Raw genomic sequence first — 14,366 nt, 5'->3', positions numbered from 1 at the left:
CATTTAAAATCGCTGATCTATAATTATTCTTACTTCAAACTCCTGAAATCCCATACCGGTACCCTGAATCTGAGTATTGCTGACTGTTCGGGCTGTGAGCCGGATGGTACTTTGCCGTGCAGGGCGGTAAATGGCAGAAGCATTGCCATTCAGCTGACGCTGTGATTGCCGGAGCGTCTGATCACCAAAATCTGATTCGGTTGTATTTTGTGACAAACCGCCGTTCAGGTTAACATTTACTTTTCTGTCGAAAAAAGCATGTCCTAATCCTACCGTGAGTCCGGTTACTGAAAAGTCACTTCCAGGCGAGCTGCCCCCGGCGTAATTAACACCGCCGTTCAGGCTGAAACCGCTGAACACAGACAAATTATAGGAGAAGGAAGTGGTGAAAAAAGAACTGTTCAGATCACGGTCAATACGATCAATATCGATGTTCAGAGCCTGATACATCGCGCTCACAGAGAAAGAATGCGTAGACGAGGATGCTACCCAGGTATAGGAAGGCTGCAAACTGAAATTGTGAGAAATGATGGTTTGCTCAGGATAATTTAGCAGGGTATCATCGTCAGCAGTACCGGTATTTCGGGCGCTGTTAATCAGCACATTGTAACCACCCGCAAGCGACAGCTCCGGAGACAGCTGTGCCTGAACATTCACGGCCATATCATTGCGGTAAAGGGTTGACACTCTTTGATTGAGCAAATTATCCCGGCCGAATCGCAGGCTTGAGGAAATCCCAAGTCTGCCGCTGAGCAGCATTAGCTGCGGCTGAATACTAAGACTTTGATCATCATCTTTAATATTTCGCAAACCTAAAGAACGGAACCCTGGCTGTACACGCTCAAAGCCAACAGCAAGCGTTAGCGGGTTAAAGTTAAATCTGGTATTAATAAGGGTTGCAAAGTTAGCCCGGGTTGAGGTACGAACACGGTACAGTCCTGAAACAAAATCGGGAATTCCGGCTTCACTGAGATCGAGCGCCTCTGACCGTGTATCACGGGTAAAAACAGAAACCGTATTCTCTGCACGCATTTCTACGCGATTGCCGAACATCATGAGGCGAAAATCAGGGCTGATGGTCAGATTTTCTTCCGGTACCGGAATCCTTCCGGCAAACGCAAAATTATCACCTGATTGTGCTGATGGCACTAATTCATCATCCCGATCGATCGCATAGACAACACCAAGTCCAAAATGGGATCTGCTCTCGGAGCCAAAACGCAGCCTTGTACCATACAACCACCTTTCGTAGCTGAGCGTCCGGAAATCTGCATCTCCAAAAGCATCCACTTTCTTGTTTACCCTTCCAAAAACAAAATGGGTCGAAAAACTACCCGGGCTGAGCTGTACTTCACCACCCCTTACGTTAAGTCCTCGCAGGCTAAATCGGTTGAAAGTCGGGTTTACATCGCCCGCTGCGACATCAATCCATCTCCAGCCGGCCCTAAAGCTTACCCTGTTCATACTTTGCCTGAATTGGGAGTTTTCTGTTGAATACCTGACACTCATACCTGAGCGAAAACCCAGCAGCGAATAATTAAGGTTCATGCTGGCAAGCATACCTAAAGGTTCGCGAAAACCTGCAACCCTGGTCGTAGAATAGGCATGTGTTTGCAGACTCATGTTTCCCTGAAGGGTGTACAGACGAATATTTGTATCTGCAATAGTACCATCCTGAGCCTGCATGCGCTGCGGTACCGCTGCAATCAGAACTGCGCTCACTAATAGTATTACCAAAAGTCCGGAATAAAATTTTCCGGTTTTCAGGTAAACAGCCTTAGCGTTAAATCTCAAATTTTTCCCCACAAAGTAACCGTTAGAGCTGAATATTCTCACAACAATACCAGCCGCAGATAAAGTACTTGCCGTACAATTTGTATTAACCAACCCACAGTCCGGGAGCCGGTTCAGGATGTTACACCCGAAGCAAACTAAATACTTCGAACAGAAGATTCTTCCGTACTTAGTAAACGGGATATTGCCGGGAACTTATAAAGCGACTTTTGCTAAATAAGCCCGCATTATCACTGTGAGCACGGCACCTAACGGTTGAAGCATGTTCTGGAAGGCGCCCTCGGTTTGTCAAATTTGAATATTATTTACGAGAACTCACAGTTTCACCAATTGAGTATAACGAAGACAGACGTCACAGACAAGAAGCTGAAAGCATTTTATTCTTGCGATGTCTTTTTGTTTTATATACAGATACAGAAAGCTTTTTCTGTTCAAAAAACTGTAATTCAGGGATTTAACCCGGATTATTCACCAAGAAATTTTCTTGCTGGCAAGGCGAAGCTGAAAACTCAGCGGAAGGGTACCTAAGTACCCTGAGCATGAGTTTTCAGCTTCAACGCCGCCAGCGGGGAAATTTCGCCGTCTTTACATCGCACTCGAATTTGGGCTACTGGGTTTTTCGCTAAGCAAAATTTAAACATACACTTAACAAATAAATTCTGCTTATTAGTGAATAATGCGGGTTAAGATCCAATCACACAACTCCAGTCCGAGTCCGGCATTAAGAGCATTTCACCATAAGCACTTTTACGTGCCTTACCTTAACCCACATTATCCACAGGAAATTTTTCTTACTGACAAGGTGAAGCCCGAAAAAACACTACTGTTCAGAGTCAACTAATAACGCGGTTCAGCGTCGTGCTTCGCGATAATCCACACGGCATGAATGATACCTGGTAAATAGCCCAGTATGGTAAATAAAATGTTGAGCCAAAACGAAAACCGGATTCCGACTGTGAGAAACACACCGAGCGGGGGCAAAAAAATGGCGAAAATCAGGCGAAGGCAGCTCATGGAAAAGGTCTGATTTGAAAAGGGATTTTTTTGTGTTGGAATGATGTCGTACCGATTCGGACTACAGATGTTGCATCCGAATTACGGCAATTATGCCGTGCGAATCAAATCAAATCAGACCGTACCAGCCCATGCAAAAACCCGATCTCAGAGAGGAGATTATGCAGCTTGCCGCAAAGCGGGGACCTGACGCTTCCCTTTGTCCCTCCGAGCCGGCGAGGTCTTTTTTCGGTCCGGCCTGGCGCGATCACATGCCGGATGTACGCGAAACCGCCGCAAGACTTGCCGAAGCCGGAAAGATCCGGGTCACCCAAAAAGGTCAGCCGGTTGATATCCGCACCGCCAAAGGTCCGGTCCGGCTCAGGCTGCGGGAAGAAGGCGGGTAAAACATCGGCAGGGGGGCAGCACTGCAACCCTGTTGCATTTTTACGGTTCCGCCTGTATGCAGAATGCCGTACCTTGGTGCATTCCAATTTCTCTTCACCAAGCTATCCTTTTACATGTATCAGATCATACAACTGAAACCCCTGCTTGCAGCACTGAGCCTGCTGCTGCTCTTTTCCTGTGCCGCGCCCCAACAGGCAGCTGATGATGCCGCCGCACCGGCCAACGAATCAGGCACTGCTGCCCAAACTGCAGCGGAACCGGAAACAGAAATTATTTCCCTGCTCCCGACCTTCGAACCGGTCCCCTCCAGCATTCTCGACAACGGCCGCATGTGGACCTTCGAACACGCCCCGGTCGAATATTTCGCCGAAACCTACAACTTTGATCCCGACGATGCCTGGTTCGAGCGCGCCCGCCTCGGCGCCCTGCGGCTTCCGGGCTGTTCCGCTTCCTTCATTTCGCCCAACGGCCTCGTGATGACCAACCATCACTGCGTGCGCGACCAAATCACGCAGATTGGCCGCGAAGGCGAGCGCACCCTCGACGACGGCTTCTACGCCGTCACCCTTTCCGACGAGCGCATGATTGAAGACTACTACCTCGATCAGCTCATCGACATCCGCGACCTCACCGATCTGATCCTCGATGAAGTCGATTCCGCCCCGATTGAGCAGCAGGCGCAGGTCCGCTCACAGGTCATTCAGCGGGTTCAGGCCGAACTGAGCGCCGAATTCGATGAAAGTGAAAACATCGTCGTGCAGGTCGTGTCCCTGTTCAACGGCGGACGCTACTCGGCCTACTTCTTCCGCCGCTACTTTGATATCCGCATGGTAATGGCGCCCGAGCTGCAAATCGGGTACTACGGGGGCGACGCCGATAACTTCACCTACCCGCGCTACAACCTCGACATGACCTTCATGCGGGTGTATGAAGATGATGCCCCGCTGCAAACGCCCTTCTTCTTCCCCTTTGCCATAGAAGGCGTGCGAAGCGGCGACGGCGTTTTTGTGATCGGAAACCCCGGAAGCACCACCCGCCTCAACACCGTAGCACAGCTCACCTACGCGGGACAGTTTCAGCTTGATATCATCCATCGCTTCCTGTTTCACACCCTCAACAGCCTCGACGCCATTTTCGAGCTCGATCCCGACACCGATGAAGCGCAGCAGCTCCGTAACACCATCTTCAGCCTGCGCAACGCCGAGAAACTCTACGGCGGACAGGTGCTCGCGCACCGCGACCCCTTCCTGATGGGCCGCCGTACCGACAACGAAAACAACTTCGTCGCCGCCCTGCGCGATAATGAAGCCCTTGCCGCGGAATACATCCCCATCATCGAGCGCATTGCCGAAATTCAGGAGCAAAAAGCGGGGCTCGCACCCTACCCGTATATCATGAGCATAGGCATGCAGCCAAACTCCGCCCTCAGCTCCGCCTTGCTGCAGCGCGCCCTCGTTGCCTACCGCCTCGTCCATCAGGATCTCAGCACCGAAGCCCGTACGCAGGCCCTCGCAGGCCTGACCGCCATTCAGGACCGCGACCCGGCGCACGAACGCCTCCTGATCGAAAACCACCTGCGCTACCTCGCAGACCTCCTCGGCGACGACTCCCCCTACATGCGCCGCATACTGAACGGGCACGACAAAGCGGAAGTCGCCGCAGCCCTCGTCCAAAACTCCGCCTTTGCCACACAGGAGCAAACCGAAGCCTTCGCCGAAACCGCCTTCCGCGAATGGTCCGATCCCGGCCTCGACTACTTTAATGCCTTTGGCAGCCGGCTGTATGAAAACACGCTCATGTTTCAGTTGCTCAGTCAGGAAGAAAATCAGCTCGAAACCCGCCTCGGCCGTGGCTGGTTTGCAGTGTACGGCACCAGCATCCCGCCGGACGCCACCTTCTCGCCCCGCATTGCCGACGGGGTCGTAGCCGGCTACGAATACAACGGAACCATCGCCCCGGCCTACACGACCTTCTACGGCATGTACGACCGCCACCACTCGCACAACACCGATCCGCAGTGGGCGCTGCCCGAGCGCTGGGCCACCCCGACGCCTTCCCTTGATCTTTCTACCCCGCTGAATTTTGTTTCTACCAACGACATCATCGGCGGCAACTCCGGCTCACCGGTCGTTAACACCCGCCTTGAAATCGTCGGCCTCGCCTTCGACGGCAACGTGGAAAGCATGGGCTCAAGCACCCTCATCCTCGATGACCGGAGCGCCCGCGCCGTATCCGTTGACAGCCGCGGCATGCTCGAAGCCCTCCGCCACGTGTACCGTGCCGACCGCCTCGTCCGCGAAATCGAAGACGCCCGCCACCAGCGATAAGCCGCGACAAGCCCTTGCGATTACACACCCCAAAGCCCCGCCTCCATCCCGGAACGCGGGGCTTTTGTGTTTGCAGACCGCGGATAGCGGACGGCAGAGGGTAGTTTGTGCGGGAATTTGCCGGAGGTTTTGCCCATCAAATGGTTTGTTTCCCATACCCCCGCGTGTCATTCCGAACGCTTCTCATTTGGCAGGGAGCCCTTCGAAGCCTCAGATCCCAACCCGCCCGAATATCCTTCGAAGCATCATGTGAGGAATCTCCCAAAGCCGGAAACAGGCGCAATCATAAATCCGGCTCGCGCGGATTTCCTGCAATTTCCCCAAATCCAAACCCCGCAAAAAACCTTTGTGCCCTTCGCGATACCCTTCGCGCGCTTCGCGGTAAAAACACCAATGCCGGAAAACACTGACACGGGCGTCGTTAAAAACATCTGTCCGGCTTTATCCGCCTTCCGCCCCAACGCACAACCCCAAACCCCGCAAAAAAACCTTGCCGACAAAAACACCGCTACCTCTACTACCCGAAAGCCCCCCGCGGTCTGCGGTCCGCCGTCCACCGTCTCGCAAAGCGAAGCACATCACACGCTTTTTACTTCCTCCTCACATCAAAAATAAATATCTTACAAAATGAGCCCGATTGACGCGCTTTGCCTTACAAAACAGCACTTTATTGCCTGTTTATTTGAATAAATTTTTTATGATTGCTATACCGATGCACGCTATCCTTCGCAACCCATCCGCACAAGTGCTGAACCAAGACCGGGTATCCTACAAATCAAACACCCCAAATGCGGACCAAACAGCCGGTCAGGGATTAAAGCCGTGTACGACTTCCCCTACTGATGCCGCCCGAAATCATCACCATCGCGCTACAGCAGCTTCTGTCTACCGGACCGCCCTCCTTCTGATTGTATGCCTAACCGCCCTTCCGCTGATTCTTGCGCAGGATACACAGGCACAGGTGCTGCGGCAGATGCAGGTCGAGCGGATTGCTTCGAACCGGGTTGCCGTTTTTCAGGAATACACCCAATACGCCGCGGTTGTCGTGGAAAGCAGCATTCCGGGCCTGCGCATTGACTCCAACCTTGAAATCATTGCCGATCTTTCAGAACCGGCAAACGGCATTTACCGCGTGATTATCCATCCCAGAAGTCAGGCGCTCTATTTCCGCGCGCCGGGCTACATGGAATCACGCATCAGCACGGGGCCCCTGCAGGCGCGGCAGGTCCTCGACTTAACCGTTGAGCCGCAGGACCGGAGCATCACCGATACGGGCGATCTCCTCATCCGTTCGGAACCTTCGGGCGCAAGCTTTACGGTCGAGGGCCTGCCCGGCCGCTACACAACCCCGCACAGCTTCACGGATATCATTGCCCAAACCTACAACATCCGCGTTGAGCTATCGGATCACGAAACTAAGGAAATCAGCGTACGAGTTGATCCGCTCCGGCCCAGTGTGCGGGATGTAGTGCTGACGCCCACTTTTGGGTTTCTGACCATCGGCACACCAAGTGCACAGCTTTTTCTCAATACCGAGCAGGTGGATCAGGAATATCGCGTGAGCTATACGTTTAATGAGCCGCTTAAGCTTGATACAGGCAGCTATACCTTCCGCCTCAGCAGGGAACATTATCAGGATTTTACGGGAAGGTTCCGCATTGACCCGGGTGCAACGGTTTTTGTCTCGCCCACCCTCGATCCCGACTTCGCAACCCTCCGCGTACGCGCCAACGTCCCCAATTTCCAGCTGCAGGCCCCGGATAACAACGCGCCCGCAACCAATACCCGGAATGAAATCAACCTCGAGCGCGGGGTACGGACGGTCGTCGTTTCGGCTCAGGGCTATGCCGACCTCAGCCTGCGGGTCACCGCCCGCCCTGGTGTGCGCATCGATACGACTATCGTGCTCGAAAGCCTCGCCGCCGTGCAGGACCGGCAGCGGCGCGAGCAGATGCCGCGCGGTATCCTGAACATAACCGCTGATATGCCTGATGCCGAAATCTTCATCAACGGCGAACGCCGCGGACAGGGGGAAGTCAGCCTTTCGATGATACCCGATACCTATCAGGTTGAAGCCCGGCACCCGCGCCTCGGCCGGCAGCAGACCCGGGTGTCGGTGCCCTCCGCCGGTGTCGTTGACGAAACCCTGCTGTTACGGCCCTCCCGAGGTCAGGCCGTGTTTTTATCGGCTTTGGTGCCCGGCACCGGTCATCTGTACACCAACCGCAATCGCGGCTACTTCTACCTCGCGGGTGCCGCCGCGGCGGCGGGCTTCACTGTTTGGGCGCGGCTCGATTATAACGCAGCCAATGACCGCTATGATACCGCCCTGCTTAACTATCAGCAGGCCAACACCCTCGAAGATGCCGCCCTTTACCGGGCTGAAGTGCTCGATGCCTTCGGTGCGCAGAATACCGCCTACGATAATATGATGTTAGGCCTCGCCGTATTCGGCGGCGTCTATGCCGTGCAGATGCTCGACATCCTCATCCTGCGTCCCCGCTACGGCTACCGTGACCGCCGCCAAACCGTACAGGCCGGCTTTGGCCCGCAGGGCGCCAACCTCACCCTCCGTTTCTGATTTAAATACCCAAACTCGCCATGCAATATCTGTTGTTATGAAAAACCTCACCCAACCCCTCCTGATTAGCCTGTTGCTCGCCACCGCGCTTCTTTATTGCACAAGTCCGACAGAACCGGTTTTGGATAACCCGTATGATGAACAAAGCGAAGCCTATATTCCAACGCCGGATTTGAACACGGCTCCGGTGCAGCCGCGCGCAACTTCCGCCATTACCGGCGGTATTTTTGAAACCGACTTTGGCAGAGTAATTCAAAAAGGTGTATGCTGGAGCACAAACGAAAATCCGACGATTGAAGATGATTGCACGAATGACGGGGAGGGAATAGGTACATTTGAAAGTATTATCTCCGGTCTTGAAGTACAAACGCAGTATTTCGTGCGAGCTTATGCTACGAATGCCGATGGCACGATTTATGGCGGGCAACGGAGTTTTACAACGCGAGACGGCGTGCCGGAAATAGAAACAGGATCGGTAACAGAAATCCGGGCGTTCACAACCCGAACGGGAGGAATCATATCCGATGATGGTGGGGCAACCATCACAGAAAGAGGTGTTTGTTATGGAACGCAACAAAATTCGGGACTTTCTGATTCGTGTATAACCTCCGGTAATGGCAGTGGTGCGTTTGAAGTTACATTGGAAGAGCTAACTCCTGATACTCAGTATTTTGTTCGTGCGTATGCTACTAATGCTGTTGGTACTGTATTTGGAAATGAACAAACCTTTACTACACGAGACGGCGTACCAAGCCTAACCACAACCGAACCCTTTGATATTGGTGATACATTTGCCCGAACGGGAGGTACCATAACCGATGATGGCGGTGCGGATATAACTGAAGCAGGGGTATGTTATGTAGAGGGTACCGGAGCTCCGGATCTAAATGATATATGTATTGCCGCCCCCATTGCCTCAGACACATTTGAGGTCTTATTGGAGGATTTGGTACTGGAAGAAACCTACACCGTACGTTCGTATGCAACAAACGAATTAGCTACAGCTTGGGGGGATATTTATAATTTTACTACATCAGATTGGCCCATAGATAGAGAAACCGAGGTTGTAAATGTCACCAACCCAACCACCGGCCGCACCTGGATGGATCGTAACCTGGGCGCATCCCGCGCAGCAACATCCTCAACCGATGCGCAAGCGTATGGCGATCTGTACCAATGGGGACGCGCTGTTGATGGGCATCAAAAGCGGAATTCGCCAACCACCTCTACCTTAAGCAGCACCGACCAGCCGGGTCACGGGGATTTTATTTTGGCACCCAATAGTCCCTCCGACTGGCGCAGCCCTCGCAACGACAATTTGTGGCAAGGGGTAAATGGAGTTAATAATCCGTGCCCCTCCGGCTACCGTCTGCCTACCGAGGCCGAGTGGAACGCCGAGCGAAACAGCTGGAGCAGCAACAACGCCAATGGTGCATTCAACTCTCAGCTTAAACTTACTCGAGCAGGCCGCCGTGCAGTCCAAAATGGAAATGGAATTGATGATGATATTAAATTCTGGTACTGGTCAAGTACAATTTATGGCGAACGCTTTGCTTCAGCTCTGTTTCTTGATGAAAACGTTGCAGGAGTGGGTGGCAGGAACTTCTTTCGAGGAAATGGCTTCTCTGTGCGCTGCCTCGAGGATTAACGACACTTCCGATTCATTGCCCGACCGTCACGCAGTGCGGGAGGGCAGGCAAAACCCGCGTAAGCGGGTCGAAGTAGCTATTGAGATAGGTTTGTTGGCGGGCTTTGGCGTTGGGGTTCCGTTTGAATTCGAAGGCCTGGAGCTTCTTGAATATTGTACCAATCAGAAAATCAGATTGGTTGCACCTTATCAATTACAGGTTTATTTTGGACATTATGGATTTCAAAAAACATATTACTATCGAAGCAGATAAACGGGGTGGGAAACCCTGTATCCGCGGTATGCGAATTACAGTTTACGATATTTTGGAGTACCTTGCTTCAGGTATGAGCGTTGATGAAATCTTGTTCGATTTTCCGGAATTAACGGAAGAAGACATTCGTGCATGTATCGCTTTTGCGGCTAACAGGGAACGCGAACTTACTAAGATCACTGCTTGAAGTTATTAATCGATCAGAATCTATCCCACCGCCTCAAGGAGCATCTGAAAGACCTTTTTACCGGTTCTATGCATGTCAAAGATTACGGTATGGAAGATGAAGATGACTCTACTATTTGGGAATTCGCAAGACAAAATGGCTTTACGATTGTATCGAAAGATTCCGATTTTCATCAGCGCAGTTTTGTTATGGGTCATCCGCCTAAAGTTATCTGGATAAAAAAAGGAAACTGTTCTACAGAGACCATCATTTCGATTCTGCGGCTTCATCAACAAGAGATAAGGGCATTCGGAATGGATCAAGAAGGTTCACTTCTTGTTTTAGAATAGCCATCTAATTCACTTTTATCAAAAATTGGCTATTAGAATGTTTGCAACCCATCACCCATCAAAAATCCCCGGTAGCTTTCCTGCGTAATCACTTCAAAACTGCTATTGGGGTAAGTTTCAAAAAACGCAGCGGGCTTGCGGGCTTTGGCGTTGGGGTTCCATTTGAATTCAAAGGCCGGGAGCCGGCCGCCGGCTTCTTCGAGGTAATCAATTTCTTTGCGATCGTAGGTGCGCCAGAAGAAGCTGTTCGGAAACTGCCGTTGGTTGTGCAGCGCCTTCATGCGCTCGCTCACGCAGAAGTTCTCCCACAGGGCCCCGCTATCCTCGCGGGCGCTTAAGGGGTTGAGTCGGGATTTGTTTGCAAGTAAAATTCAAATTTCGGAAGTGAACTTCCAAAATTCATATAAATCCTGGAAGTTGACTTCCAGGATTTTGGGTTTTCGGCGAATAAAATAATGCGCCGGGTAAGCAAGCACTGACCGCTATACCCCCCACCCCGTCATCCCGGAAATGCTGCAGCACGGGGCGGGATAGCCTGCAAGAATGTCGGAGCAGCATTATCCGGGATCTACCAAGCCCGAACTGCCGCGATGCAATAGCTGGCTTGGAGTGCATGTTCTACAAAGTCCCGGGTCGCCATTGGAGGCCTGCTACGGGCATGGTCGCAGGGCGAAGCTGGCAGATCCCGGATAAGGCCGGCAGCCTCCGGGCATTTTTGGGCTCCCGCGTGGGCCTTTCCGGGATGACGGGTTTGGGGTGGGATTAAGTGTTGGAATTATTCCATCATCTTGTTTCTGTAAAGGATTCGACTCACGTTTTACCGATCAAAAAAACATTCCCACTACCACTAAAGCGCGGTTTTACCACCCAAACCCTAACCCACTCCGTCATCCCGGAAATGCTGCGGCACTGGGCGGGATAGCCTGCAAGAATGTCGGGGCAGCATTATCCGGGATCTACCAAGCCTGAACTGCCGCAATGCAATAGCTGGCTTGGAATGCCGGTTCACAAAATCCCGGGTCACCATTGGTGGCCCAGCTACCGGCATGGTCGCAGGGCGAAGCTGGCAGATCCCGGATAAGGCCAATAGCATCGGAGCATTTTTCGGCTTCAGTGTGGGCCTTTCCGGGATGACGGGTTTGGGGTGGGGGGGGTAGCCGGCTTGGAATGCCGGTTCACAAAATCCCGGGTCACCATTGGTGGCCCAGCTACCGGCATGGTCGCAGGGCGAAGCTGGTAGATCCCGGATAAGGCCGGTCGCATCGGGGCATTTTTGGGCTCCGGCGTGGGCCTTTCCGGGATGAACTGTATTAAAAGTCAAGCGGCCAGCGCCTTTTTTTCATCATAAACTGAATTGGTCATGGCGACTTCAAACACCTGTCTTACTAATTTATGTGCAACGGCTATCTGAGCAACTTTATGAGGTTTTCCTTTACTTCTTAAACGTTTATACAGGTTACCACATGCGGGGTTATAGCGGCTCGCTGAGTAAGCGCACATATACAGCTGTTTTCGCACATAACCAGCCCCCATTTTGCTTATATGACCTTTGCCCTTTACGCTTGTACCTGACTGATACGGACTTGGCGCAATCCCGATATACGTACTCAGCTGCTGATGACTTTCAAAGCGCGTGAATCCGTCTGTTAAGACACATAACAGGATTGCAGTAGCCCTGCCAACACCCGGAATAGTGGAAATTCTTTTGATTAAATCACCGTATTCTTCCTTGGCCAATTCATCCAATTTCCGCTCAACCTTTTTGAGTGAGTCACGCATGAATGTCAGACTTTGATTATTAATTCTCAGGGCAGCTTCACAGGCCTGCTCATCAAGACTGAAAGCATGGTTTTGATTTTCGACCTGGTTGATTTGCTTGAGTAGCATCTCCCGAACGGTGTTTAATTGCCGAATAGAGCGCGTATTCACCGGTCTGGGTTTCCACACCTGCAGATCTGCATGCATTTTTAGGGCATAATCAGCGATCAGACGCGCATCAACCTGGTCAGTCTTGACCCGACTCATTTTGGCTTTGCAGTAGTTTTTGATCATTAGCGGATTAACGACACTAACCTTAATATCCCTGTCGGTCAGAAAGATGGCCAGACCAAGAAAGTACGGACCGGTGGCTTCCATCACCACCCAGCTGTCTGGAGTTACTGCGTCGGCGAGCTGTTGCCAGCCTGCAGGTTCGTTAGCCGCTTTTTTGACTTTTTTTTGACCCGCTTTGCAGAAATCAAGGGTATCTTTTGAGACATCAACTCCGAAAAAATACATAATATTGTTATTTTCATTTATGGTAATAATCATGAGGGACTCCATTAGCATATCCATCATTTATGCTGGCTCGAAGCCTTATGAACTGTTCTTGCTTAGTGGAGTTAAGCGCGTTGGTTTCATCCCGGACGAGCTCGAAGCTCAATGACGAAACACAGGGTACCAACGCGCTTTCACCTTCATGTTTGTGTACAAGTTAATATTGTAAGATTCTTATCCAAAACAGCTGATCCTTGCCGCTCAACTAATATATGATGACGGGTTTGGGGGGAGTAGAAAATTCTGCTGACACATGGCTGTGTCAGCTACTCTCTTCTGCCAAAAGGTTCATTTGTTGAAAGGTCAAGCCATTCAGGATTCGTCCTTTCAATAAGCTCAATTTTCTAGCTCCTTCGCCAACGCTTAAGTCTTTTCTCGAACTTAATGGCTTCAGTAATTGGCGAAAACACATCATACCATACAAGATATTTTGTATGATATTTGCTTGAGGAGCCATTATAAGTTCCAACCTGATGTTGATAGTGACGTTTATGGATGTCGCTGGTCACCCCCGTATAAAAGACTGACTTGTCATAATTTGTTTCAATATAGACATAACTGACCTTCATACTGCTCATTCTTTAAGTTTGGTTTTCTTCAAACCTAATCAATTGTTGCAAATAATTCATCTGAATAGTTCTATTAGGCTTCATTTAAAACATCTTCCACCCCACCCCGTCATCCCGGAAATGCTGCTGCAAGGTGCCGGATAACCTGCACAAAAGCCAGAGCAGCATTATCCGGGATCTACCAAGCCTGAACTACCGCGATGTAATAGTTTGGAATGCATGTTCCACAAAATCCCCGGTCGCCATTGGAAGCCCAGCTACGGGCATGGTCGCAGGGCGAAGCTGGTAGATCCCGGATAAGGCCGGTCGCATCGGGGCATTTTTTCGGCTTCAGTGTGGGCCTTTCCGGGATGACGGGCTCGCGGGGGGTGGTAGAAAAATCAGCTGACCCATGTCAGTGTCAGCTACTCTCTTCTGCCAAAAGGTTCATTCGTTGAAAGGTCAAGCCATTCAGGATTCGTCTTTTCAATAAGCTCAATTTTCCAGCTCCTTCGCCAACGCTTAAGTCTTTTCTCGAACTTAATGGCTTCAGTAATTGGCGAAAACACATCATACCATACAAGATATTTTGTATGATATTTGCTTGAGAAGCCATTATAAGTTCCAACCTGATGTTGATAGTGACGTTTATGGATGTCGCTGGTCACCCCCGTATAAAAGACTGACTTGTCATAATTTGTTTCAATATAGACATAACTGACCTTCATACTGCTCATTCTTTAAGTTTGGTTTTCTTCAAACCTAATCAATTGTTGCAAATAATTCATCTGAATAGTTCTATTAGGCTTCATTTAAAACATCTTCCACCCCACCCCGTCATCCCGGAAATGCTGCTGCAAGGTGCCGGATAACCTGCACAAAAGCCGGAGCAGCATTATCCGGGATCTACCAAGCCTGAACTGCCGCGATGTAAAAGTTTGGAATGCATGTTCCACAAAGTCCCCGGTCGCCATTGGAAGCC

At 51.1% G+C, this 14,366-nt stretch carries 12 protein-coding genes; 6 read left to right on the top strand and 6 right to left on the bottom strand.

Annotation, left to right across the window (positions count from 1 at the left end; translation table 11 throughout):
- Positions 1 to 3: 3 nt before the first annotated feature.
- Positions 4 to 1,737 (bottom strand): hypothetical protein, encoded by a 1,734-nt coding sequence (locus tag CYPRO_RS02365; protein WP_124245493.1) that lies wholly within the window; start codon positions 1,735 to 1,737, stop codon positions 4 to 6.
- A gap of 894 nt (positions 1,738 to 2,631) precedes the next feature.
- Positions 2,632 to 2,808, bottom strand: a complete 177-nt coding sequence (locus tag CYPRO_RS02355) for a YqaE/Pmp3 family membrane protein (RefSeq protein ID WP_114983099.1) — start codon at positions 2,806 to 2,808, stop codon at positions 2,632 to 2,634.
- Between the two features lie 131 nt (positions 2,809 to 2,939).
- Here CYPRO_RS02355 and CYPRO_RS02350 point away from each other — a divergent pair, with 131 nt between their 5' ends.
- From CYPRO_RS02350 to CYPRO_RS02325, 6 genes are all read left to right on the top strand, one after another.
- Complete coding sequence (locus CYPRO_RS02350) at positions 2,940 to 3,194, top strand: DUF3253 domain-containing protein (RefSeq protein ID WP_114983098.1); 255 nt, start codon at positions 2,940 to 2,942, stop codon at positions 3,192 to 3,194.
- A gap of 114 nt (positions 3,195 to 3,308) precedes the next feature.
- Positions 3,309 to 5,522: a S46 family peptidase gene (locus tag CYPRO_RS02345; protein WP_164682466.1), complete on the top strand. Its 2,214-nt coding sequence runs from the start codon at positions 3,309 to 3,311 to the stop codon at positions 5,520 to 5,522.
- 697 nt (positions 5,523 to 6,219) lie between these two features.
- Positions 6,220 to 8,103 carry a PEGA domain-containing protein gene (locus CYPRO_RS16400; protein ID WP_124245492.1) on the top strand — a complete coding sequence of 628 codons (1,884 nt, stop codon included), beginning with the start codon at positions 6,220 to 6,222 and terminating at the stop codon, positions 8,101 to 8,103.
- A 37-nt stretch (positions 8,104 to 8,140) separates the two neighbouring features.
- Positions 8,141 to 9,751, top strand: coding sequence for a fibrobacter succinogenes major paralogous domain-containing protein (locus CYPRO_RS02335; RefSeq protein WP_164682464.1), 1,611 nt, complete (start codon positions 8,141 to 8,143; stop codon positions 9,749 to 9,751).
- A 215-nt stretch (positions 9,752 to 9,966) separates the two neighbouring features.
- Positions 9,967 to 10,191, top strand: coding sequence for a DUF433 domain-containing protein (locus CYPRO_RS02330; RefSeq protein WP_114985665.1), 225 nt, complete (start codon positions 9,967 to 9,969; stop codon positions 10,189 to 10,191).
- Positions 10,188 to 10,520, top strand: coding sequence for a DUF5615 family PIN-like protein (locus CYPRO_RS02325; protein WP_114983094.1), 333 nt, complete (start codon positions 10,188 to 10,190; stop codon positions 10,518 to 10,520). The genes CYPRO_RS02330 and CYPRO_RS02325 overlap by 4 nt, the downstream gene beginning before the upstream one ends.
- A 32-nt stretch (positions 10,521 to 10,552) precedes the next feature.
- Here the strand turns inward: CYPRO_RS02325 and CYPRO_RS02320 are convergent, their stop codons facing one another.
- From CYPRO_RS02320 to CYPRO_RS02305, 4 genes are all read right to left on the bottom strand, one after another.
- Positions 10,553 to 10,891, bottom strand: coding sequence for a DUF4143 domain-containing protein (locus CYPRO_RS02320; RefSeq protein ID WP_114983093.1), 339 nt, complete (start codon positions 10,889 to 10,891; stop codon positions 10,553 to 10,555).
- 946 nt (positions 10,892 to 11,837) lie between these two features.
- Positions 11,838 to 12,830 (bottom strand): IS110 family RNA-guided transposase, encoded by a 993-nt coding sequence (locus CYPRO_RS02315; protein ID WP_164682462.1) that lies wholly within the window; start codon positions 12,828 to 12,830, stop codon positions 11,838 to 11,840.
- Between the two features lie 350 nt (positions 12,831 to 13,180).
- Complete coding sequence (locus tag CYPRO_RS16955) at positions 13,181 to 13,405, bottom strand: GIY-YIG nuclease family protein (RefSeq protein WP_114985664.1); 225 nt, start codon at positions 13,403 to 13,405, stop codon at positions 13,181 to 13,183.
- Between the two features lie 404 nt (positions 13,406 to 13,809).
- Entirely contained in the window at positions 13,810 to 14,121 is a 312-nt protein-coding gene (locus CYPRO_RS02305; protein WP_240644814.1) for a GIY-YIG nuclease family protein, read from the bottom strand.
- Between the last annotated feature and the right edge of the window lie 245 nt (positions 14,122 to 14,366).

Origin of the sequence: Cyclonatronum proteinivorum (assembly GCF_003353065.1) — a bacterium.
Lineage (GTDB): Bacteria > Bacteroidota > Rhodothermia > Balneolales > Cyclonatronaceae > Cyclonatronum > Cyclonatronum proteinivorum.
The sequence above is the reverse complement of the archived record's forward strand: the minus strand, read 5'-3'. Positions and strand labels throughout refer to the sequence as shown.

Excerpts from the sequence above, each read along its gene's own strand:
- CYPRO_RS02355 (WP_114983099.1), bottom strand. The coding sequence starts at position 2,808 with ATGAGCTGCCTTCGCCTGATTTTCGCCATTTTTTTGCCCCCGCTCGGT.
- CYPRO_RS02350 (WP_114983098.1), top strand. The coding sequence starts at position 2,940 with ATGCAAAAACCCGATCTCAGAGAGGAGATTATGCAGCTTGCCGCAAAG.
- CYPRO_RS02345 (WP_164682466.1), top strand. The coding sequence starts at position 3,309 with ATGTATCAGATCATACAACTGAAACCCCTGCTTGCAGCACTGAGCCTG.
- CYPRO_RS16400 (WP_124245492.1), top strand. The coding sequence starts at position 6,220 with ATGATTGCTATACCGATGCACGCTATCCTTCGCAACCCATCCGCACAA.
- CYPRO_RS02335 (WP_164682464.1), top strand. The coding sequence starts at position 8,141 with ATGAAAAACCTCACCCAACCCCTCCTGATTAGCCTGTTGCTCGCCACC.
- CYPRO_RS02330 (WP_114985665.1), top strand. The coding sequence starts at position 9,967 with ATGGATTTCAAAAAACATATTACTATCGAAGCAGATAAACGGGGTGGG.
- CYPRO_RS02315 (WP_164682462.1), bottom strand. The coding sequence starts at position 12,830 with ATGATTATTACCATAAATGAAAATAACAATATTATGTATTTTTTCGGA.
- CYPRO_RS16955 (WP_114985664.1), bottom strand. The coding sequence starts at position 13,405 with ATGAAGGTCAGTTATGTCTATATTGAAACAAATTATGACAAGTCAGTC.
- CYPRO_RS02305 (WP_240644814.1), bottom strand. The coding sequence starts at position 14,121 with ATGAGCAGTATGAAGGTCAGTTATGTCTATATTGAAACAAATTATGAC.